The organism is Brevibacterium sp. CT2-23B (assembly GCF_013168765.1).
Lineage (GTDB): Bacteria > Actinomycetota > Actinomycetes > Actinomycetales > Brevibacteriaceae > Brevibacterium > Brevibacterium sediminis.
The window spans coordinates 711,061-731,141 of the sequence record NZ_JABBYK010000002.1 but is presented as its reverse complement, the minus strand read 5'-3'; the positions used below and the strand labels follow the sequence as shown (position 1 = coordinate 731,141).

The following is a 20,081-nucleotide window of genomic DNA, read 5'->3' as shown; positions in this document are numbered from 1 at the left end:
GTATCTGCAGTCACCGGCTGGTTCAAAGTGCTGACGCACAGACTTCGCGCCCCGCGCCCGCACTTCGAACCAGTCGGTACGCAGCCGGCCGGCTGAAATCACCCGATCTCAGCCGGCCGTTGTCAGTTTCCACGACGCAGTTCGAGCACGACCGTCTGGTCATCGTCGCCGAGGTGGCTCCGGGCTTCCAGCCCTAGCTCGGCTGCGTGCCCGGTGGCCTCTGCAACTTGACCTCGCCCGAGTTCGATGAGCAGCACACCGGCAGGGGCCAACCAGGCGAGCGATTCCGTGATGAGTCGGCGGACGAGGTCGAGTCCGTCGGAGCCGCCGAAGAGGGCGCTGCTCGGTTCGAAGTCGAGGGCCTCATGCGGCAGAAAGTCGGCTGCCGTTTCAGGAACGTACGGCGGCACGGCCGCGATGACGGAGATCGACCGCCGCAGTGAGTCGGGCAATCCGTGCAGGCAGTCGAGGGCATGCCCCGTCACGGTGGTACCGGACTCATTTGCCTGTACGGGCCCGCCTGCCTGCGTAGACTCCCCCGCGTGCGCTGAGTCCCCCGACTGGATGCAGCGTTCGACATTCTCCACCGCACACCGCACGGCCTCCGCCTGAGCATCGCCGACGTGGATCACCACCCCCGGCACCAAGGAGGCCACCACTGAGGCGACCGGGCCGACTCCGCTGAACGCTTCGAGCACAACGGGCCGGTCAGCAACAGAGTTTGAGCATGCGATGGTCCTGGCCCCATTTCCCTGTGGGTCCAGCATCCGTCGGGTCACCGCGACTGCGTGAGCCGCAAGCAGAGCAGTCCGCTGCCGCGGCACAAACACTCCGGGACGCACGCTCAGTCGCAGACCCGCGACATCAACCCAGCCGACGATCTGCTCGAGGGGTTCACCGGCCACGCGTCGTGCAACGAGCTCATCGAGTTTCGGCACAGAGCCAGCTGCTGACTCCAGCAGGATCGCAGCTTCGTCCTCGGCGAAGACACATCCGGCCGCGCGCAGAGCAGACACCGTCTCAGCCGAACGCGGATCAGCAGGCCGCGGGTCTGCGGAAGCCGGAACCTCGACACCAGCATCGGAGTCGAAGCCCCCGGATTTCCCAGCACCCCCAGGCGTCCAGGGCTCAGGAGGCAGAGAGAACCTCGGTGCGGTACCATTCGAGGCTCGTACCCGCCTCAAGATCACCGTCGTCGGTGAGCAGCAGAGTGCGCTGCGGGTCGAGCGGCACTACTGCGGCGAATTCGACGCGTGAGTCGCGCATCGCCTGGTCGAGGTTCGCGGTCTCGGAGCCGATCGTCACTCCGACGCCTTCGAAGCGCGACCGGGTGACCCGCACGGAGGCACGCCCCGGCTCGACCGGTTCGTCTTCGATGGCGTGGAGAACCACTAAGTCTGAGGCAGAGTCAGACGGAGCTCCTGCTCGCAGATCCACGACGAGCCCGATCCGGGCGGCAGCAAGAACACCGAGCGCCCGCGCCAACGGCGGGACATCCTCGGCGAAGGTGAGCCGGGCACCGGATTCCGGAACCACGCCCATGGCACGGAGCACTCCGGCGAGCTTCGAACTGCGGTCGAGCACCTCGGCGCGGTCGAACTCGAGGGGAACGGACAGGGCCTTGACCAGGCGGGGATCCGTGACTTCCCGGCCGTCGACGAGCGGTTTCTCCGGAGCGGGTCCGGTCAGCACGATGTCTTCGGCCTTGCCCATCGCGATCGGAAAGTCGAGGAGTTCGTAAACCGGGTTGAGCGTGCCGGGATCGGCCGCGGTCGGGACCGCGAAGTAGTGGAAATCAGTCAACGGAGGCCATCACTTCGACGACGCGGTCGATGAACGCATCGACCTGGTCCTCGTTGTACGCCTTCTTGCCTTTTGCGGTCTTGAACAGCACGCGGCGGACCTGGTCGACGCTCATCGCCACGCCCTGCGTGAAGTACGAGTTGACCTTGTCGCACATGTCGTCGACCTGGGTGATGTCGTAGCCGATGACTCCGGGAGGAGGATTGTCGAAGCGCTCACCGGGCTCACGGACCAGTCGACCCCGCAGCGACGCGGCCACACGGGTGAGCTCGGAGACCCAGGCGTCCTGCCCGGACTGCGCGATCAGACGGTCTCGGGCCTGCTTGGCGAATGCATCTTCGAGACGGTCGAGCGCGGCGTCGACGACGGCGACGTGGTAGCCCTTGCGGACGAGATCGAAACCGACCGTGCGCACCGCCCGGGAGTCGAGGTCGCCGGGCTGCGGCGTCGGCCGTTCGAAGGACTCACGTGCACGCTTGAAGAAGCTGTCGACCTGCTTGGGGTCGTATCCGTTCTTCCAACCGGACATTCGAGGGAAAGTCGTGTCCGCCATGTCTCCTCCAGAAGCGAGTGGCTGTGGTGTTTCCACCATAATAGATGGAAGCCGCAGCAATTGCGTTGCCGCGGTCCGCAGTTGCCGAACCGGGCGTCGATCAGTCGGCTGCGGCGAGCTGTCCGCAGGCGCCGTCGATATCGGATCCGCGGGTGTCGCGGATCGTCGTCGGAATGCCCTGATCGATGAGGCGGCGGACGAATTCGTCGGCAACGTCCGGTTCCGAGGCCGTCCACACCGAGCCCGGAGTCGGGTTGAGCGGGATCGGGTTGACATGGACCCAGCCGCGTCCGCGGGCGTTGAGCTTCTTGGCCAGCAGTTCCGCACGCCACGCGTGGTCGTTCATGTCCTTGATGAGCGCGTATTCGATGCTCACCCGCCGTCCGGTCACCTGGTAGTAGTTATAGGCGGCGTCGATGGCCTCATCGGCCTTCCAGCGCGTGTTGACCGGGATCATCTCATCGCGCAGTTCGTCATCGGGTGCGTGGAGGCTGAGGGCGAACGTGACGGGGATGTCTTCGGCGGCGAGTTTGTTGATGCCGGGCACGAGTCCGACCGTGGAGATCGTGATCCGCCTGGCCGACATGCCCAGCCCTTCGGGGCTCGGTCCGACGAACCGGCGCACCGCGTTCATCACTCGCTTGTAGTTGGCCAGGGGTTCGCCCATGCCCATGAAGACGATGTTCGAGACCCGTTCGGGGCCATTCGCCGAGGCGGCCGTGGCCTCCCCGTCGAATCCGGCTTCTCCCGCCGCTTCGTCATCATCGGCTTCCGCGCCGAGCGCGGTCTCTCCGGCACCGGGCATATCCGACTTTGGGGCTTCGGCGAGTTCGCCGGCGGCGATGACCTGGTTGGCGCGCACGACCTGTTCGACGATCTCGGCCGTGGACATGTTGCGGGTCAGACCTTGCTGGCCGGTGGCGCAGAACGGGCAGTTCATTCCGCAGCCGCACTGGCTGGACACGCACAGGGTGACCCGGTTGCGGTAGCGCATGAGCACTGATTCGACGAGAGCTCCGTCGAAGAGGCGCCACAGGAACTTGATGGTGTCGCCGTTCTCTGTGCGCAGGCGGCGCACTTCGGTGAGCAGGTGCGGGAAGAACCGTTCCTGGATCTCTGCCCGTTTGTCCTTGGGCAGGTCAGTCATCGCCTCGGTGTCGGTGACATAGTGGCTGAAGTAGTGGGTGGAGATCTGCTTGGCCCGGAAAGCGGGCAGTCCCATCTCCTTGACCGCGTCGACGCGTTCGTCCATCGTCATATCGGCCAGATGCTGAGGAGGCTGCTTGACCCGTGCGGACTTGAAGTTGAGAAGGGGACGGCCATCGCGCATCGGGGTCTTCGATGTCGTGCCGTCGGCATGTTCGACGACGGGCCTGGTCTGCCTTCTGCCTGCTTGAGAACTCACACGGCCATTGTCTCATGTTCGCTGCACGGCTGTCGTGTGTGAGCCGCCACGTCGGGCAGGTGCGAACCGGACGGGGTCAGAGGCAGCCGGGTAGCCGAGTCGGCGGGCCGGTCAGAGGTAGCCGGGCAGGACCGAGAAGAGAACGAGCGCGACCGGGGCTGTCGGTAGGATCGAGTCAAGTCGATCCATGACACCGCCGTGGCCGGGCAGCAGGGTGCCCATGTCCTTGAGTTCGAGGTCGCGTTTGATCATCGATTCGCTGAAGTCGCCGAGAGTGGCGAAAGCGGGGATGACGGCACCGATGACAAGACCGGTCCAGAACGGAGCGTCGACGACGGTGACGGCGAGGATCGTTGCGACCACTGCGGCGAAGACGGTCGAGCCGAGGTAGCCTTCCCAGGACTTCTTCGGAGAGATCCGCGGGGCGATGGGATGCTTGCCCCACAGCACGCCGAAGACGTAGCCGCCGGTGTCGGAGGCGACGACCGCGGCGAGGAAGATGATGACGTAGAAGTTGCCGTCCGGCTGGGTGAGGATGTAGACGATGAAGCAGGCCATGAGGCCGACATAGGTGAGAGCGAAGAGGGAGAGCGAGACGTCTTTGACTGCGTTCTTCCGGCGCTCGACCATCGTGAAGAGCATGACTGCTCCCGCGCTGGCGGCGAAGGTCACCCAGAGCGCTTCGCGGCCCCCGATGAACGTGGCCACGACCATACAGGCCGCCGACACCATGGTGGGCACGCGGGAGACGAGGGAGCCGGAACGTGACAGAGCGTTCGCCAGCTCCCACATTGCGGCGACGATGCCGACAAGGACGATGAAGAGGAACGAGATCGGCAGGAAGATCAGAGACGCGAGCACCACGCCGCCGATGAGAAGTCCCATGCCGATCGCGGCCGGCAAGTTGCGTCCGGCTCGACCGTAATCTTTCGGTTCAGGTTCTGAATCGGTCGCCGCCGCCTCGGCGGTCGGATTCGATTCCGGGTCGTCAGGCGAATACGGCTTGTCCGAGTTGCGCAGGTCTCGACGTTTCGGGAAAGGGGTCTCAACCCGCGCGGCCTCGCCTGACGGATCCGGCTCCCCGAGGGGAGCCGGATCTGTCGCGGGGCTGTCGGACCCTGTCACGGCGATCATCAGACCTCGAGCAGCTCAGCTTCCTTCTGCGCAAGCAGCTTGTCGACGTTCTCCACCTTGCTCTTCGTCAGATCGTCGAGCTCGGAGATGCTGCGAGTGACCTCGTCCTCGCCGGCTTCGCCGTCCTTCTTGATACGTTCGAGAGTCTCCTTGGCGTGACGACGGATGTTGCGGATGGAGACCTTGCCGTCTTCGGCCTTGCCCTTGACGATCTTGACGTATTCCTTGCGGCGTTCCTCGGTGAGGTCCGGGAGGACGACGCGGATGACGTTGCCGTCGTTGGCGGGGTTCGCGCCGATGTCGGAGTTGCGCAGAGCGTTCTCGATATCGGTCAGCGTGCCCTTGTCGTAGGGGGTCACGAGAATCGTGCGTGCCTCGGGCGTCTGGAACGAGGCGAGCTGCTGCAGCGGTGTCGGAGCGCCGTAGTAGTCGATCTCGATATCGGCGAACAGTGCGGGGTTGGCACGGCCGGTGCGGATCGACGCGAAGTCCTCCTGCGTGAATTCGACGGCCTTGTCCATCTTCTCTCTGGCTTCGGCCAGTGTCTCTTCAATCACGGTTGCCTCTTTCCCTCTTCTTAAAGCTTTGGGTTCATTCTATGGGTCATCACTGAAAAATGCCGCACCGAATCATCGCAGGAGTGTTCTCACCTGCGTGGATGCCAGGCGGATGACCGCCTCGGTGGATACGGTCCCACGCTGTGAGGATCCGCCTGCGTTCAGCGTCGGACCGCCTCGGTGGGGGTGGGTCTCAGTGGACGACCGTGCCGATCTTCTCACCGATGATGGCCTTGCGCAGGTTGCCCTCGCCTTCCATACCGAAGACGTGCATCGGCAGCTTGTTGTCCATGCACAGGCTGAAGGCGGTCGCGTCGACGACTTTGAGGCCTCGCTGCAGGGCGTCTTGGTAGCTGATCTCGGAGATCTTCTCGGCCTTCGGGTCGACCTTGGGGTCGGCGGTGTAGACGCCGTCGACACCGTTCTTGGCGATGAGGACCTCATCGGCATGCACTTCAAGTGCGCGCTGGGCGGCCACGGTGTCGGTGGAGAAGTACGGGAGTCCGGCGCCGGCGCCGAAGATGACGACGCGGTTCTTCTCCATGTGCCGCATGGCACGGCGGGGAATATACGATTCGGCGACCTGCGACATGGGGATCGCGGTCTGCACGCGGGTGTCGACACCCGTCTGTTCGAGGAAGTCCTGCAGTGCCAGGCAGTTCATCACGGTGCCGAGCATGCCCATGTAATCGGCACGGGTGCGGTCCATGCCGCGCTGGGAGAGTTCGGCTCCGCGGAAGAAGTTGCCGCCGCCGACGACGATGCTGACCTCGACGTCCTCGGTCGTGGGAGCGACCTCGCGGGCAACTGCGGCCACGACGTCGGGATCGACGCCGATCTTGCCGCCGCCGAAGACCTCGCCGGAGAGCTTGAGCAGAACGCGGCGCCGATGGGAGCGCACCGCGCGGCTGGCGTAGCTGGATTCGTGAACAGGGGTGCTTGTCATGGAGTCCTTCTTCCGTGCGGGCAGGTCTGTACCCGGTGGGATCGTCACTGTGATCGGGCGTCTGGGTCAGTTTAGCGAAAAACGGGGCCGGACCGATTGGTCCGACCCCGCTCCTCGGGTGAGTTCTCACTCACTCGGTGAACCTGGGAAGCAGAGATCTGTCTGCTTCACGGTCAGTGGTGATTCAGGCTCCGACGCGGTAGCGCAGGAAGCCGGTGGCCTTGACGCCGGCGGCCTCGAGGACCTTGGCCACGGACTGCTTGGGATCCTTGGCGAATCCCTGGTCGAGCAGGCAGTTCTCCTTGAAGAAGCCGTTGACGCGACCCTCGATGATCTTCGGCAGAGCCTGTTCGGGCTTGCCTTCGTTCTTCGCGGTGTCTTCGGCGATGCGACGCTCGTTCTCGACGAGGTCGGCGGGAACGTCTTCGCGGGAGAAGTACTTCGGGGCCATAGCGGCGATGTGCACGGCGACATCGTGTGCCACGGTCTCGTCGTCACCTTCGAATGCCAGCAGCACGCCGACCTGCGGGGGCAGGTCCTTGTTGGTGCGGTGCAGGTAGGAGGCGATCTTGGAGCCTTCGACACGGCCCACGCGACGCAGTTCGACCTTCTCGCCCAGCGAGGCACCGGATTCGGTGATGAACTGGGAGACGGGCTTGCCGTCGGTCTCAGCGGCGAGGAGAGCCTCGGCCGAATCGGCCTTGTTGGCCACGGCAAGCTCGAGGACCTCTTCGGAGAGCTTGACGAACGGTTCGGACTTCGCAACGAAGTCGGTTTCCGAGTTGAGCTCGATCATGGTGCCGACTCCGCCTTCGACGGAGGTCGCGACCAGACCGTCGGAGGTCGAGCGGCCTTCGCGCTTCGTGGCGCCCTTGAGGCCCTTGATGCGCAGGGCTTCCATGGCCTTCGTCTGGTCGCCGTCGGACTCGTCGAGAGCCTTCTTGACGTCCATCATTCCGGCGCCGGTCTTCTCGCGCAGTGCCTTGATATCAGCGGCAGTGTAGTTTGCCATTCCTTCTCCTCAGGATGGTGGAGTTAAACGAAATCAGGACTCGGCCGACTCGGTGGAGTCGGCAGCTTCAGCGGCCGGAGCGGCTTCGGCGTTCTCGGCGTCGGCCACAGGAGCAGCCTCAGCGGCAGGAGCGGCTTCTTCGGCCGGGGCAGCAGCCTCGGTGCCGTTCTCTTCGGTCTTGCCTTCGAGGAGCTCGCGCTCCCACTCGGGCATGGGCTCGACGGCGGAGACGTTCTTCTCACCGCTGGCGTCGTCCGAGGAGTGGCGGGCGATGAGGCCTTCGGCCACGGCGTCGGCGACGACGCGGGTCAGCAGCGAGACGGAGCGGATGGCGTCGTCGTTGCCCGGGATCGGGTAGTTGACGTCGTCCGGGTCGCAGTTGGTGTCGAGGATGCCGATGACCGGGATGCCCAGCTTCTTGGCTTCGTCGACCGCGAGGTGTTCCTTCTTGGTGTCGACGATCCAGACGGCCGACGGGGTGCGCTGCATGTCGCGGATGCCGCCGAGGGTCTTCTCGAGCTTGTCCTTCTCGCGACGCAGGATGAGCAGTTCCTTCTTGGTGTGCGAGGAACCTGCAACGTCGTCGAAGTCGATCTCTTCGAGTTCCTTGAGGCGGCGCAGACGCATCGAGATGGTCTGGAAGTTCGTGAGCATACCGCCGAGCCAACGCTGGTTGACGTAGGGCTGACCCACGCGCTGAGCCTGCTCAGCGATGGATTCCTGGGCCTGCTTCTTGGTGCCGACGAAGAGGATCGAGCCGCCGTGGGCCACGGTCTCCTTGACGAATTCGAAGGCGTTGTCGATGTAGCCCAGCGACTTCTGCAGGTCGATGATGTAGATGCCGTTGCGCTCGGTGAAGATGAAGCGCTTCATCTTCGGGTTCCAACGACGGGTCTGGTGTCCAAAGTGAACGCCGCTGTCGAGCAGCTGGCGGATGGTGACGACGGCCATGCCGACGCCCTCCTTTCTGTGCACCCTCAGGGTGCTTTTACGTCACGCGCGCGTCGACCGTTCTCAAAGCGAACCTCTGAGGGTCCGCATCGATTCGACCGACGGGATGCGTCGATGACATTTTCGGTTGATTCCTGGTACCCGGTTCGTCCGCCCCACAGGCACACCTGACGGCTGCCTGCACCATGGGAAGGAGAAGAATTCGGATACGCGTAGTCAGAAGACACGCTTCTGCTGGGCTCAAGTCTATCCCGGTTGGGCAAGTCATTTCCAATCGAGATCGATCCCCCGCCGAGGCGGCCCACCGGGCCGTATCGTCGCACCGACTCATACGTCGACGGGTGTGGATCGATGGGTGCGGGCGAGTGTCGGAGCGCAGGGTCCCGTCGGGCGTGTGGAGCCGGATCGCCGTCGATTCGGTGCACTTGCCCATCGCTTCCTGTGGACGGCCGACGCACTCGAACGTCGTTGTCTTGTGGGTGGCGGCAGCTCGTCCACAGGGGTGATACTCACGGGTGACACGACCGTGCCCTAGGGGTTTGCATGCTCCCATGACTCACTTCGCGTTCGACCGTCTCCGCCTGCTGCTCCATCTTCGAACGAGACGCTCAAGCCTCGGCTCACCGCAGTCACTGCTCCTTGCCGTGATCATCGCAGCGGCGCTTGTGCTCACGAGCACTCCCCCAACGGCGAGCGCCGCCTCCGGGGCTGCGTCGACACGGACACAGGTCAGCCTTCAGAGGAGCGCACCGACGAACTGGGTCACCCCGGTGCCGGCGATGGAGATCATCGAAGCCTTTGATCCTCCGGACAAGCCGTGGCTCAAGGGGCATCGCGGAATCGACGTGCTCGCTGTCGTTGGCGAACCGCTGCGGGCACCGACGGAAGGGACGATCCGCTTTGCCGGCACGGTGGCGGGGACTGCGACCGTCAGCATCCTCACCGAGTCCGATCATGTGCTCACGTTCCAACCGGCCGCGACGTCGTTGAAGAAGGGTGAGGGATTTGCCGCCGGCGAGAAGATCGGCACGGTGGGCAGCGGTGGCCACTGTCAGCGTTCGTGCCTGCATATCGGAGCATGGCCGGCCGCGAGCGATCAGAGGTACGTCGATCCGGGCAAGTTCTTCGGCCAGGAGCAGTCGGCACTTCTGCCTCTGTCACGGAAGCCCGCGAAGGAACCGAAAGGCGGCGGAGATTCGGCCACCTCCGGTGCCGGAGCGTGGGGCGGTCACAGCAATGGGCAGATTCCCGCCTCGGCGATGTGTCAGTTGGAGTCGGCTCCCGGGCAGATGCTGCGCTGCGATGCTCAAGCGGCTTTCGATCGGCTCTCGACGGCGTTCGAGGCTCGGTTCGGCGCCCCGATCTCGGTCACCGATGCTTACCGGGACTACGCCACGCAGGTGATCCTCAAACGGCGAAAGGGGCGGATGGCGGCGACACCGGGAACGTCGAATCACGGGTGGGCGCTGGCCGTCGATCTCGGCAGCGGGATCAATTCCTTCGGCACCGCGCAGCATCAGTGGATGCGGGCGAATGCGCCGAAGTTCGGTTGGATCCATCCCGGTTGGGCACGGCAGACGGGGTCCCTGCCCGAGCCCTGGCACTGGGAATTCTATGGCGTTCTATCCGTCGCCGGACGTGCCGGGCCGCTTCGCCCATGAATCGTGCTTCGATTACCTGCGTCGGGCAAGATTCGACACCGACGATCTCGAACGCGCCGATGTCAGGTGTGGGAGCGGGTGGGCTCGGTTCTTGCGGTTTATCTTCCCGAATATGCCTCAGCCGAGAATGGAAAGTCTTGCCGGCCGGCAACACTGAGGAAGTGGGTAGAGTGCCGTCATGGAGAACATCTGGGGAACAGTACCCGACTGGATTGCCGCTGTAGGAACTGCCGCAGCGTTCTTGTGGGCCGTGTTTCTGTACAGCCAGAATCTCCGGGATCGCGAGATCGCGCAGGCTCGACTACTTTCGATAGTGTCTCCTCCAGCGCCTCTTCAAATGATCGCCGGCACCATTCTCCCGTCGGAACTCAAAATCATTGCCCTGGCAGGAGACCTGCAGACGTCAACTCACCGAGGCACCGGGAGGGTGAGCCTCGTTCTAAAGGAAGCTGCAGTAGCGGTGGACTTTCATCTCACGTCGACGAGCGATGAGAGCTTCTTCATTGAGTCGATAGATATCGTGCGCAAAGATGGATCAGTCCTCTCGGTGCCCAACTATTGGCCTGATCTACCACCTCGGACGGACTACAAAGTGACGGTCCTCTTTCCGGAGGACGAAACCGCCGCAGGAAAATATCGGATTCGGTTCCGGGATGCGAGCGGCCGGCGGTGGGAGCGCTACAACAGCCGTCCAGTTTATAAACTACCCAGACGGTCGGGTTCATAATCCACGCATAAACGGCCACCACGGCGATCGCCGTGGTGGCCGTTTATGCGTGGATCGTCTCTATTTTCTAGAAGTCTGGTTCGTCGAATCCGGCGTTCAAACGTTCCAGGTCAGTGGCTAAGCGGACGGTACTTGCATCGACTACATAGGGGTTACCGTTCGCATCATCGATGTGGGCCTGCCCCTGACTGTCGTACATCGACAGGATGCCAATCACCAACCCTTTTTTGAGGACACGTGCTTTCACTTTGGCGCTGATGCCGTTGGCGACTGCTGCCACTATGGCGCCTTCATCTGGCCTGTCCAGAGGTTCAGCATTTGCTGGCACTGATATGTCCCTTCGCCCAATAAGCAGTGATCATGCCGATCTTCTTGTTGGTGGAATAGATGACGCACATGGTGCGTTTTTCCTTCTTTTTCCCGACCTCGTAGTGAGCGCGGTAGATTCTCTTGGTTCCCTTGGTGAACTTGACCCCGTTCATCGCGCGCTTCCACTGTTTCTGAGCTGCCGGAGTCAACTCATGGTTGTATTTGCGGCCGTGTGTACCGCCGCGTTTGATGTGGACGTATCCCCAGTTCTTAGTTCCGTACCGTAGGATCGCCGTCTTGCCCTTGATTTTAGCTGACCACATCACTTTGGACGATTTCGTCTTGGCTTCCGCCGGATGGATGTCGGTCGATAGCCCGACACCAGTGAAGAGGATGGCGCAAGCTGCCAGCATTGCAATGAATCTGTATGCGCGGTTTCGCAAAGTCGTAAGGGTTACTAGACCCAGGCCAACGGTTAACTTTTTCATCTGACTCTTTCCGAAGATTGCAGTGGGCGTAGCGATCCTATGGCATTGAGACAGTCGAGCACATCCCACGAACAGATGAAATTGTGGGCAAACGGGAAAATAGATCAGAGAGGCTTTTAGTACCCTCGGCGGGGTCCACGAACCTCGTGATCGGGACGGGGAGCGGTTCTCCGCCGTACCCCGTCAAGCCGCCGGCGCTCCTTCTCCTCGGCATGCTGCTTCGCCTGGGCAATCCGGTCGCGAGACGAGTCCTGACCCTCACCGGCGCGCAGCTCCTCAGCCTTCTGCCTGATTGTGTCGTGGCCGGGCTGGTGCACCGGGAGTGAGTGGCCCTCGCCGGCCTGCGGCGGCGTTGCCTGAGCTTTCATCTGGGCAACCCGGTCGGCCAGTGCCCGTTCGGATGCCCGGGCCTGATTCGGCAGGGTCTCGGGCAGCGCGGGAGCGCCGGCATAGTTGTTGACCGCCCGCCAGGCCACGACCTCAGCTGCAGTATCGAGCCAGACGTCTCGATCCCCATCGACGGCCGGCTTGAAGTCCAGAGCCCACTGCGTCGGACATCTCAGCGATCAAATTGGCGGAAATCGCATCTATGCGACTCACGATTCTTCTAACGCAGTTTTTCATCTGGGATTTGGCGGGCCAATGAGTGCTCATTGCTTCGAGCAAGCGATAGCTGCCGGCGTCAGCAATGCACTGGCTGATGGTGGGGCTGGGTCAATCGATCCAGATTTCGGGCAGGACGAGGTTCTTGTCGTTGATAGAGCGATTCGGGACGAGGGCACATCATTCCATTATCTTCCGTCGAGTCGATGGGTCGAATTCGCCCCAGCTGAAGTTGACCGAGTTATCTCTGAGCTTGCAACACGCGGAATTCCTGGGCGTCCTGGCGCGACGTGGACTACTGATGCTGATTTTCGGGAGACTCGTGCCCGTATCGTGCGTCGACGTGCAGAAGGCTGTCTGACGGTCGAGATGGAGGCCGCTTCACTTGCCGCGGTCGCAATTTTTCGGAGAGTCCGGTACACGCATGTTCACTACAACGGAGATGACGTTCACAGCGCTGAGTGGTCAGCAGGCAGTTGGACAGCGTCTGGACGGCGAGCTCAGTTGCTCGAGGCAGCACTGACAGTGGCAGGCAACTGATGAGCAGGACCAGAAGCGAGACAAATGACGGCGCTAAAGTTCCCGCTTACACACAACATGAATACGACACCCCACCGGTACGGAAGTAGGAGGCCTCGGCCAGGCCGACGCTTCCGCCATGACTCTGCCGGCCAAGTCCGTCTCTCTGAGTCTCAGGCTCGCGGGTGTACTCGCCGGTAGGTGTCCTGCAGACGCTGCATGGATACCTGAGTGTAGATCTGGGTGCTGCTCATCGTGGAGTGGCCGAGCAGCTCTTGGATCTGACGCAGGTCGGCACCGCGGTCGAGCATGTGTGTGGCCGCAGAGTGTCGCAGTCCGTGTGGTCCGATGTCCGGGGCGCTGGGGTCGTCGGAGCCGTAGCGGTGAACGAGTTCGCGCACCTGCCTGGCGCCGATGCGTCCCCCGCGAACGCCGAGGAACAGTGCGTCGCCGCTGTGAGGACCGGTGAACAGTTCGCGGGCGGCGAGCCAGTCGTCGAGGGCTCTGCGTGCCGGGGTCCCGAACGGGACGCGACGTTCTTTGTTGCCCTTGCCGAGCACGGTGATCATCGATGCGCGGTGATCGATGTCGCTGCGGTCGAGTCCGGTCAGCTCCGAGACGCGCACCGCAGTGGCGTAGAGCATTTCCAGGATTGCGGCATCGCGGATGCGTTTGGCCGCATCGAGTGGATCGTTCTTGCCGTGCTGTGCGGAATCACCCGTCGTGGTGTCGTCTGCAGCCGGGTCGCTCGTCGAGGAGTCGTCTGCCATCAAGCCACTCGTATCCGTGCCGTTGTCGGCGCTTCCCCCTTTCCGTCTCCGCCCCACGCCGGTGACTCCGGTTCGGTGGTTCTCGGCGGCGGAGATGAGGTCGGCGGCCTGCTGAGGTTTGAGCACCGTGGGTAGGCGGGAGTCCTTTTTCGGAGTCCGCAGACGCGCGGCCGGGTTGTTCGGCAGTGCCAGGTTGCTCACACCGTAGGCGAAGAAGGAGCGCACTGCCGCGATCTTGCGAGCCACCGTCGATTTCGCGGCACCGGCATCGTCGAGGGCGATGAGCCAGGACCGCAGATCGTCGAGTTCGATCGCAGCGATGTCGATCCGTGCGCCGGATGCCGTCGTGAGGTGCCCCTCTCCGCTCCCCTGTCGGAGCTTCGTCGAGTGCACGGCGTGATCGAGGAAGTCGGAGACGTCGGCGACGTAGGCTCGGGCGGTGTGTTCGGAGACGTCACGAGACCGCAGGTGGTCGGCATAGCCGGACACCACCTCGGCGACGGTCGATGATGGGCTCACGTCCTCAGGATACGCGGCGCCGAAGGACGCCGCCGTTTTCCGTTGACCATCAGGCCTCAGGTGTCGGCCATCAGTCCTCAGCTGAGGATGAACGGCAGCCGTTCGCCTATGTCGCCGAGGACCGATCTCTGCTCCGCGTCCGGTGGTCGTCGTCCCGTGCCGATGAGCAGTGCTTCGGCATCGGTCAGTTCCGCGGGGATCGTCGCCCCGATAGCGGCCTCGAACATCGTCCGGCTTCGAGCGACGCAGCCTGTCGGCGGAGTCGGCGCATCCGGCAGGTGTGCGATGAGATCGAAGTGGTGAAGGGTCCATTCGAGGACATACGCGTTGAGGAAGTCTCCGATCGTGAGCACCAGGTGCTGGGTCTCCACCCGTCGTTCGGGGTCGGCGAGCCGAGCGGCCCGGTCGGCGGCTGTGCCCACATCGTCGAGGTGGAACTTCAGCAGCTGCGGGTCCTCATAGGCGGCAGCCAGTCGCGGGATGAGCGCGTCGAGGGGATCATCCCCGGTCGGCGGGAAGTCTGTGACAGTCCAGTAGGTTGCTGAGTCGTGGGTCGGTGCGCCCTCGCTCGGTGTCACGAGGGTGATGAGGACGTCCTGGGCATCGATGATGAGGTGGCACACGAGGTCTTGGACGCGCCACCCGGCACAGCCGGAGGCTCGCCCGAAGTCGCCGTCACGCAGTCCGGCGACGGTTCTCAACAGTGCTGTCCAGGCCTGAGAGAAATGGTCGACGGGAGAGTCTGTGCTCACGTCCTCAGGATACGCGGTCTCCGCGGCGGACTGACGGTCATCGCCGACATCAGGAGCGCGGTCTGCGCAGCTTCACCCATCCGGTGTCACGGCGTGCGGCCAATCCGGTCAGGTCGAGCGCGGTGAGAGAGTTGAGCGCATCCGCGATCGTCAGCCCTGCCCGGGAAGCGATGGTGCCGACGTCGAGCGGCTTCGACACGGTCAGCGCATTCAGACAGATCTTCTCCCGCTCGTCGAGCCCTTCGCAGGGATCGAGAGACGGCGGGCGTTCTCCACTGCCCACAGCAGCACTGAGCACGGCCGTGTCGAAGAGTGCCGGGGTGTCATCGTCCATGAGCGCGATGACGTCGTCGCTGCAGGTGACGAGTTCCGCTTCGTGTTCGCGCAGGAGCTTGTGTGCTCCGGTCGAGGACGCCGAGTACACGGACCCGGGGAAGGCCGCGACCTGGCGGGAGAGTTCGAGGGCATGCCGGGCGGTGTTGAGTGCCCCGCTGCGCCAGCCGGCTTCGACGATGACGCTCACCTGCGACGAGGCGGCGATGAGTCGGTTGCGCAGCAGGAACCGGTGGCGCATCGGCGTCATTCCGGGTGCAGTCTCGGACACGATGGCACCGGTGGCGAGGATCTGTTCGAACAGTTCGGCGTTCGCCGCCGGGTAGAAGCGGTCGACTCCCCCGGCCATGAATGCCACCGTCGGCGATTCGCGGGCGATGGCGGCACGGTGGGCGGCCGCATCGATGCCGAACGCGCCGCCGGATACGACGGTGATTCCGCGAGCGGCAAGATCCCACGCAAGGTCAGAGGCGCATTTGGTTCCGTAGTTGCTGGCTGCTCTGGCCCCGACCACGGCAACGGCACGAGTCAGTGCGGCGCTGAGGGAGGCTGCTCCTCTCACCCATAGGCCCAGTGGTGCTGCAGGGCCGAGGTCGTCGAGCATTCGGGGCCACTCATCGTCATCGGGAATGATCAGTCGGCCGCCGATTCTCGCGATCTTGTCCAGGTCGCTCCCGACCGCGTCGGCTTCGCCGGCTCGCACAGCCCACCGGTCGATGGCCGCTGGCAGCTGACTGTGTTCGGCCGCCTCGGTGCCGGTGTCAGCCAGACCTTGGACAGCATCGTGCGCGGTGGTCTCACCGCGACCGACGGCCGTGATGATCGACAGAGCGGCGACCGGGCCGATTCCGTCGACGAGCTGTCTGAGCAGTCCGTCGCCGGGCTCACCGATGCGCAGCAGTGAGGCGATGGCCATGCGTACGTCCTCATGTGTGTTCACGGTCATGACTCCTGTGTCCGCAAGGCGAGCGCCATTCTCATCGTGTCGGGGTCGGGACCCTGCTTTCCCGCCAGGTCGGCCAGAGTGGTTGCGACACGCAGCACCCTGTCATAGCCGCGCATGGTGATCCGGCCGGTGTCGAGTGCCCGGTCCAGGTCCGTCAGGTCTTTCGGTGTGAGTGCGAAGTGTTCGCGCAGCCAGGTTCCGGGCGCTTCGGCGTTGAGCCTCCAGTCGCAGCCGGCGAATCGTTCCGACTGTCGCTTCCGTGCGCCTGACACGCGGGCGGCCACCGTGGTGCTGGTCTCCTGGTCCCCGCCGAGCCGGATGTCGGCAGGAGAGACGGGGAAGAGCTCGAGCTGCAGGTCGACGCGGTCGAGCAGCGGCCCGGAGAGCCGATTGCGATAGCGGCGTTTGTCCAGAGGGGTGCACCGACAGTCCCCGCCGGCGCCGGCCATCCCGACTCCGCAGGGGCAGGGGTTTGCGGCCATGATGAGCTGGAAGGATGCCGGAAGCACCATCGATCCCCAGGCGCGGTGGATGTGGACGCGACGGGATTCCATCGGCTGTCGCAGGGCTTCGAGCACATCGCGTGAGAATTCGGGTGCCTCATCCATGAACAGAACCCCGCGGTGGGCTCGGCTGAGGACTCCGACCGTTCCGGGGCGGCGTCCGCCGATGAGCGCCGAGGCGGTGCTGCGGTGATGGGGTGCCTCGAACGGCGGGCGGTGATCGAGTCCGTCGCTGCCGTCGAGTTCTCCGCGCAGGGAACGGACGGTGGCGACTTCGACGGCTTCGTCGTCGTTCAGCGGCGGCAGGATTCCGGGCAGGCATTGGGCCAGCAGCGTCTTGCCCGCTCCGGGTGTTCCGCGCATGAGCAGGTTGTGGCCACCTGCCGCGGCGACTTCGAGGCCGAAACGTCCTTCGGCCTGTCCTTGGACTTCGCTGAGGTCGTGGAGTTCCGGGTTCACGGGGACGGGCCGATCCATTTCGAGGACGGCAGGCAGTGCGGGTACGGCCATCGATCCTCCGTAGGCATTGACCACCTCGGCCAGCGAGGCGACCGGGAGGATTCTTGCCCGTCCGATGAGTCCCGCCTCATCGGCATTGCCGATGGGGACGACGAAGCGGTCGAACCCAGCTTGCAGCGCTGTGTGCAGGGACGGGAGCACCCCGGTGACGGGACGGATTCTGCCGTCGAGTCCGATCTCACCGCAGTGGATGACGCTGCCTGTGTCGTCGTTGGAGATCAACGAGAGTGCTCTGAGCACGGCGACGGCGATGCCGAGGTCGAATCCGGTGCCGATCTTCGGAACCGTTCCCGGGGTGAGGTTGATCGTCAGGTGTTCTGTGGCGACTGGTCTGCCGAGGTAGGACAGGGCCGCACGAAGGCGCTTGCGTGATTCGCTCACCGAGGCATCCGGCAGTCCGACGATGTCGATTCCCGGCAGGCCCGCGCTGACGCTGGCTTCGATCGACACGATCTTCCCGGTCAGTCCCCACAGAGCCACGGCGGAGGCCCGCCCGATGATGTGCGCCGAGGATGCGGGTTCGACTTCGTCGGCCTCGACCGGCTCGACCAGCTCCGGCGGATCGACCGGATCGCCCGACGGTTCCTCCCGTCCCAGGGTCTCCTCACTCACGAGTCGACCTGGATGTTCGGGCAGTGGAAGTACTGGACGCGCGGTTCCATGATGATTCCGAGTGCGTCGATGCGCGTGGCCGGAAAGTATTCGTCCTGCCCGCTCAGCCAGAACCCTGCCAATGTGCGGATGCGGGCGAGCTTGTTTCGGGTCACGGCCTCCAACGGTGATCCGAGCATGGCCGTGCGACGCGTCTTGACCTCCACGAAGACCGCGGTGTCACCGTCGCGGGCGATGATGTCGAGCTCACCGCGTGGGCACCGGAAGTTGCGTTCGAGAACGACGAGTCCAGCGTCTTCGAGGAACGCAGCGGCGAGGTCCTCTCCTCTGCTGCCGAGCGCCTGCTTGCGCAGGCCCTTCACGGTCCGCGTGCTCTTCGACGCTCGTGTCCGACCGGGTGTTCGTATCCGTCCCATACCGGTCAGATGACCATGCCGGCAATACTTCAGGGAAGAGCAGAAAAAGGGCCTGTGGACGAGGCCGCCTCATCCACAGGCCGAGGACGGTCGAGTCAGTGCCTCGTCCACAGCAATCGGTGCAAGGGTCAGTGAGCCCAGGGTTCGCCGGTGGCCCCGGCGCCCCGCCTCAGCCGCGGATCGCCGTCGGCGGTTCGAGATCGGACTTCGCGATCTCTTCGATATTGACGTCCTTGAACGTCAGCACGTGCACAGTCTTGATGAACCGTGCCGACCTGTAGCTGTCCCACACCCACGCGTCGCGCAGGGTGAGTTCGAAGTACACGTCGCCAGCATCGTTGTGAGCCTTGAGGTCGACGTGGTTGGCGAGGTAGAACCGGCGCTCGGTCTCGACGACATAGGCGAAGAGACCGACGACGTCCCGGTATTCCTTGTACAGCGCAAGCTCGAGTTGTGCTTCGTAGTCGTCAAGATCATCGGCGCTCATAACAGGCCCTCCTTCGCTCCTGAGTCCGCGGTCAGGCGGAAGCTTCTCCGGTGGTGGATGCTGGGTCCGAGTTCGGTGATGCCCTGTCGGTGCTTCACCGTCCCGTATCCCACGTTCGATTCCCAACCATAGTGCGGATGGGCCTCCGCGAGTGCGATCATCGTCTCGTCGCGTGCCACTTTCGCCACGATGCTCGCCGCCGCGATAGCCGGAACGGAGCCGTCCCCCTTGATCACGGTGCGCACAGGCGGCAGTTCGAGGTCGACACAGTCACCGAATGTCCCCAGGCAATCGAGGGTGAGTGGGGCCGAAAGCCAATCGTGTCGACCGTCGAGGAGCACCATCGTCCGGCCCGGGAATTCCCTCGCCGAGGCGGCCGTTCCGTTGACATCGGCACCTCCCGAACCGTTCCTTTCGGAACCGCCCGAACCGTGCCTGTCGGAACGAGCGTCCGCCCATTCGCGCAGCATCGAGATCATGGCGCGACGTCCGGCGAGGTTGAGCGCCATCGTCATCCCCACCTCGTCGAGCTCGGCCGGCGTCGACGATCCCACCGCCGCGGCGGTCGCCCACGACCGCACGCGGTCGGTGGCCTCCTGCCTCGACTGCGCGCTCAGCTGCTTCGAATCATGGATGCCGGCGGGCACCTCGGCGGCGGTGAGAATGCGCAGATCGAACAGGGCGACACCGACGCTGACGGGCCCGGCCAGGGCACCACGGCCCACCTCGTCGACGCCGATGACGTAGTCGAATCCCTCGCTCAGCAGCTCCCGTTCGACGCTGAGGTCGGTCAGTCCACGTGCGGCCATCAGTTCCCGCTGAGTCCCTCGGCGGTGTCCGGTACGTCCGCGAAGACCTTGTCTGGTGTCGAAACCCAGCTGAAGTGCTTGAACGGCCAGTTGATGAGGAACACGGTGCCGACGACGTCGTCTTCGGCCACGAAGGGGTCGGTGTCCATGTGGTAGCGCGAGTCGGCGGAGTTGCTGCGGTTGTCGCCCATCACCCAGTAATGGCCTTCGGGCACTGTGACTTCGAATTCGACCTCCGAGGGAGCGGTGCCCTCATCGAGATAGGTTTCGTCGATCGGTTCGCCGTTGACCAGCAGGCGTCCCTCGGCGTCACAGCATCTGATCGTGTCGCCGCCGACGCCGATGACCCGTTTGATCAGCTGATTGCCCGAGTCCGCGGGAGCCAAGCCGATGAATTCGAGGACCGGGTTGGGCGTGTATTCGGCGGTCTCGGCGGCCGAGAGCCAATGGTCCGGGTCGTCGAAGACGATGATGTCGCCGCGGTCGGCGGGTCCGAAGCGGTGAGCCAGCTGGTTGACGAGCACCCGGTCATCGACCTGGAGAGTGGTCATCATGGATTCGGACGGGATGTAGAACGAACGGACGACCCAAGTCTTCAGGGCCGTCGAGATGAGCAGGGCGACGACGATGATCGCCAGGGTCTCCAGCAGACCGCGCGCGAACCGTTTCGAGGCGGGCGGCGGGGAAGCTTCGGATTCGCTTGTCATTCGTTCGCTTTCACATCGGACCAGGACTGCGGCTGTGGAC

General features: G+C 64.1%; 23 protein-coding genes. 3 read left to right on the top strand and 20 right to left on the bottom strand.

All coding sequences use genetic code 11. From position 1 onward, the window contains the following. Positions 1–122 precede the first annotated feature (122 nt). The 9 genes from HIM68_RS08550 to rpsB form a co-directional block, all read right to left on the bottom strand. Positions 123–1,016, bottom strand: a complete 894-nt coding sequence (locus tag HIM68_RS08550) for a hypothetical protein (protein ID WP_172171327.1) — start codon at positions 1,014–1,016, stop codon at positions 123–125. Positions 1,017–1,128: 112 nt separating this feature from the next. Beyond that, a complete protein-coding gene (locus HIM68_RS08545; protein WP_172171325.1) occupies positions 1,129–1,803 on the bottom strand; it encodes a hypothetical protein in 675 nt (224 codons plus the stop codon). Beyond that, positions 1,796–2,356: a DivIVA domain-containing protein gene (locus HIM68_RS08540; protein ID WP_025777300.1), complete on the bottom strand. Its 561-nt coding sequence runs from the start codon at positions 2,354–2,356 to the stop codon at positions 1,796–1,798. The genes HIM68_RS08545 and HIM68_RS08540 overlap by 8 nt, the downstream gene beginning before the upstream one ends. Positions 2,357–2,456: 100 nt before the next feature. After that, positions 2,457–3,761: a 23S rRNA (adenine(2503)-C(2))-methyltransferase RlmN gene (rlmN, locus tag HIM68_RS08535; RefSeq protein WP_367647478.1), complete on the bottom strand. Its 1,305-nt coding sequence runs from the start codon at positions 3,759–3,761 to the stop codon at positions 2,457–2,459. A gap of 111 nt (positions 3,762–3,872) precedes the next feature. After that, positions 3,873–4,895: a phosphatidate cytidylyltransferase gene (locus HIM68_RS08530; protein ID WP_139468801.1), complete on the bottom strand. Its 1,023-nt coding sequence runs from the start codon at positions 4,893–4,895 to the stop codon at positions 3,873–3,875. Then, the gene (gene frr / locus HIM68_RS08525) at positions 4,895–5,452 is read right to left on the bottom strand and encodes a ribosome recycling factor (protein WP_101544639.1); all 558 of its coding nucleotides are present in this window, start codon (positions 5,450–5,452) and stop codon (positions 4,895–4,897) included. The genes HIM68_RS08530 and frr overlap by 1 nt, the downstream gene beginning before the upstream one ends. A 193-nt stretch (positions 5,453–5,645) precedes the next feature. Beyond that, positions 5,646–6,398 carry a UMP kinase gene (gene pyrH, locus HIM68_RS08520; RefSeq protein WP_139468802.1) on the bottom strand — a complete coding sequence of 251 codons (753 nt, stop codon included), beginning with the start codon at positions 6,396–6,398 and terminating at the stop codon, positions 5,646–5,648. A 184-nt stretch (positions 6,399–6,582) separates the two neighbouring features. Continuing rightward, on the bottom strand, positions 6,583–7,410 hold the full coding sequence (gene tsf, locus HIM68_RS08515; RefSeq protein WP_101544635.1) for a translation elongation factor Ts: 828 nt from the start codon (positions 7,408–7,410) through the stop codon (positions 6,583–6,585). A 33-nt stretch (positions 7,411–7,443) separates the two neighbouring features. After that, complete coding sequence (gene rpsB / locus HIM68_RS08510; RefSeq protein ID WP_172171323.1) at positions 7,444–8,361, bottom strand: 30S ribosomal protein S2; 918 nt, start codon at positions 8,359–8,361, stop codon at positions 7,444–7,446. Between the two features lie 551 nt (positions 8,362–8,912). Between rpsB and HIM68_RS08505 the strand changes: the two genes are divergently transcribed. Together HIM68_RS08505 and HIM68_RS08500 are read left to right on the top strand one after the other, a co-directional pair. After that, a complete protein-coding gene (locus HIM68_RS08505) occupies positions 8,913–10,022 on the top strand; it encodes a D-alanyl-D-alanine carboxypeptidase family protein (protein ID WP_172171321.1) in 1,110 nt (369 codons plus the stop codon). Between the two features lie 178 nt (positions 10,023–10,200). Continuing rightward, on the top strand, positions 10,201–10,749 hold the full coding sequence (locus HIM68_RS08500; RefSeq protein WP_172171319.1) for a hypothetical protein: 549 nt from the start codon (positions 10,201–10,203) through the stop codon (positions 10,747–10,749). 67 nt (positions 10,750–10,816) lie between these two features. Here HIM68_RS08500 and HIM68_RS08495 read toward each other — a convergent pair whose 3' ends face one another. The 3 genes from HIM68_RS08495 to HIM68_RS08485 form a co-directional block, all read right to left on the bottom strand. After that, positions 10,817–11,029 (bottom strand): hypothetical protein, encoded by a 213-nt coding sequence (locus tag HIM68_RS08495; protein ID WP_172171317.1) that lies wholly within the window; start codon positions 11,027–11,029, stop codon positions 10,817–10,819. A gap of 31 nt (positions 11,030–11,060) precedes the next feature. Next, positions 11,061–11,546 (bottom strand): hypothetical protein, encoded by a 486-nt coding sequence (locus HIM68_RS08490; protein ID WP_172171315.1) that lies wholly within the window; start codon positions 11,544–11,546, stop codon positions 11,061–11,063. A 116-nt stretch (positions 11,547–11,662) separates the two neighbouring features. Beyond that, entirely contained in the window at positions 11,663–12,022 is a 360-nt protein-coding gene (locus HIM68_RS08485; protein ID WP_172171313.1) for a hypothetical protein, read from the bottom strand. Here HIM68_RS08485 and HIM68_RS19330 point away from each other — a divergent pair. Next, positions 12,000–12,689 (top strand): nucleoside phosphorylase, encoded by a 690-nt coding sequence (locus HIM68_RS19330; RefSeq protein ID WP_367647477.1) that lies wholly within the window; start codon positions 12,000–12,002, stop codon positions 12,687–12,689. The two genes, HIM68_RS08485 and HIM68_RS19330, sit on opposite strands and share 23 nt — an antisense overlap. Positions 12,690–12,841: 152 nt before the next feature. Here the strand turns inward: HIM68_RS19330 and HIM68_RS08475 are convergent, their stop codons facing one another. From HIM68_RS08475 to lepB, 8 genes are all read right to left on the bottom strand, one after another. After that, entirely contained in the window at positions 12,842–13,957 is a 1,116-nt protein-coding gene (locus HIM68_RS08475) for a tyrosine recombinase XerC (RefSeq protein ID WP_172171309.1), read from the bottom strand. Positions 13,958–14,034: 77 nt separating this feature from the next. Beyond that, positions 14,035–14,709 (bottom strand): maleylpyruvate isomerase N-terminal domain-containing protein, encoded by a 675-nt coding sequence (locus tag HIM68_RS08470; RefSeq protein ID WP_172171307.1) that lies wholly within the window; start codon positions 14,707–14,709, stop codon positions 14,035–14,037. 49 nt (positions 14,710–14,758) lie between these two features. Beyond that, the gene (dprA, locus tag HIM68_RS08465) at positions 14,759–15,988 is read right to left on the bottom strand and encodes a DNA-processing protein DprA (protein ID WP_172171305.1); all 1,230 of its coding nucleotides are present in this window, start codon (positions 15,986–15,988) and stop codon (positions 14,759–14,761) included. Continuing rightward, a complete protein-coding gene (locus HIM68_RS08460; RefSeq protein WP_172171303.1) occupies positions 15,985–17,622 on the bottom strand; it encodes a YifB family Mg chelatase-like AAA ATPase in 1,638 nt (545 codons plus the stop codon). Before HIM68_RS08460 ends, dprA begins: the two co-directional genes overlap by 4 nt. Beyond that, a complete protein-coding gene (locus HIM68_RS08455) occupies positions 17,619–18,038 on the bottom strand; it encodes a YraN family protein (protein WP_139908445.1) in 420 nt (139 codons plus the stop codon). The genes HIM68_RS08460 and HIM68_RS08455 overlap by 4 nt, the downstream gene beginning before the upstream one ends. A gap of 169 nt (positions 18,039–18,207) precedes the next feature. Beyond that, entirely contained in the window at positions 18,208–18,525 is a 318-nt protein-coding gene (locus HIM68_RS08450) for a DUF2469 domain-containing protein (protein WP_025777313.1), read from the bottom strand. Beyond that, positions 18,522–19,334 (bottom strand): ribonuclease HII, encoded by an 813-nt coding sequence (locus tag HIM68_RS08445; RefSeq protein WP_139468807.1) that lies wholly within the window; start codon positions 19,332–19,334, stop codon positions 18,522–18,524. The genes HIM68_RS08450 and HIM68_RS08445 overlap by 4 nt, the downstream gene beginning before the upstream one ends. Next, the gene (gene lepB, locus HIM68_RS08440; protein ID WP_172171301.1) at positions 19,334–20,041 is read right to left on the bottom strand and encodes a signal peptidase I; all 708 of its coding nucleotides are present in this window, start codon (positions 20,039–20,041) and stop codon (positions 19,334–19,336) included. The genes HIM68_RS08445 and lepB overlap by 1 nt, the downstream gene beginning before the upstream one ends. Between the last annotated feature and the right edge of the window lie 40 nt (positions 20,042–20,081).

Coding starts and splice junctions, on each gene's coding strand:
- HIM68_RS08540 (WP_025777300.1), bottom strand. CDS start 2,356: ATGGCGGACACGACTTTCCCTCGAATGTCCGGTTGGAAGAACGGATAC.
- HIM68_RS08530 (WP_139468801.1), bottom strand. CDS start 4,895: ATGATCGCCGTGACAGGGTCCGACAGCCCCGCGACAGATCCGGCTCCC.
- pyrH (WP_139468802.1), bottom strand. CDS start 6,398: ATGACAAGCACCCCTGTTCACGAATCCAGCTACGCCAGCCGCGCGGTG.
- tsf (WP_101544635.1), bottom strand. CDS start 7,410: ATGGCAAACTACACTGCCGCTGATATCAAGGCACTGCGCGAGAAGACC.
- rpsB (WP_172171323.1), bottom strand. CDS start 8,361: ATGGCCGTCGTCACCATCCGCCAGCTGCTCGACAGCGGCGTTCACTTT.
- HIM68_RS08505 (WP_172171321.1), top strand. CDS start 8,913: ATGACTCACTTCGCGTTCGACCGTCTCCGCCTGCTGCTCCATCTTCGA.
- HIM68_RS08500 (WP_172171319.1), top strand. CDS start 10,201: ATGGAGAACATCTGGGGAACAGTACCCGACTGGATTGCCGCTGTAGGA.
- HIM68_RS08490 (WP_172171315.1), bottom strand. CDS start 11,546: ATGAAAAAGTTAACCGTTGGCCTGGGTCTAGTAACCCTTACGACTTTG.
- dprA (WP_172171305.1), bottom strand. CDS start 15,988: ATGACCGTGAACACACATGAGGACGTACGCATGGCCATCGCCTCACTG.
- HIM68_RS08455 (WP_139908445.1), bottom strand. CDS start 18,038: ATGGGACGGATACGAACACCCGGTCGGACACGAGCGTCGAAGAGCACG.
- HIM68_RS08450 (WP_025777313.1), bottom strand. CDS start 18,525: ATGAGCGCCGATGATCTTGACGACTACGAAGCACAACTCGAGCTTGCG.
- HIM68_RS08445 (WP_139468807.1), bottom strand. CDS start 19,334: ATGGCCGCACGTGGACTGACCGACCTCAGCGTCGAACGGGAGCTGCTG.
- lepB (WP_172171301.1), bottom strand. CDS start 20,041: ATGACAAGCGAATCCGAAGCTTCCCCGCCGCCCGCCTCGAAACGGTTC.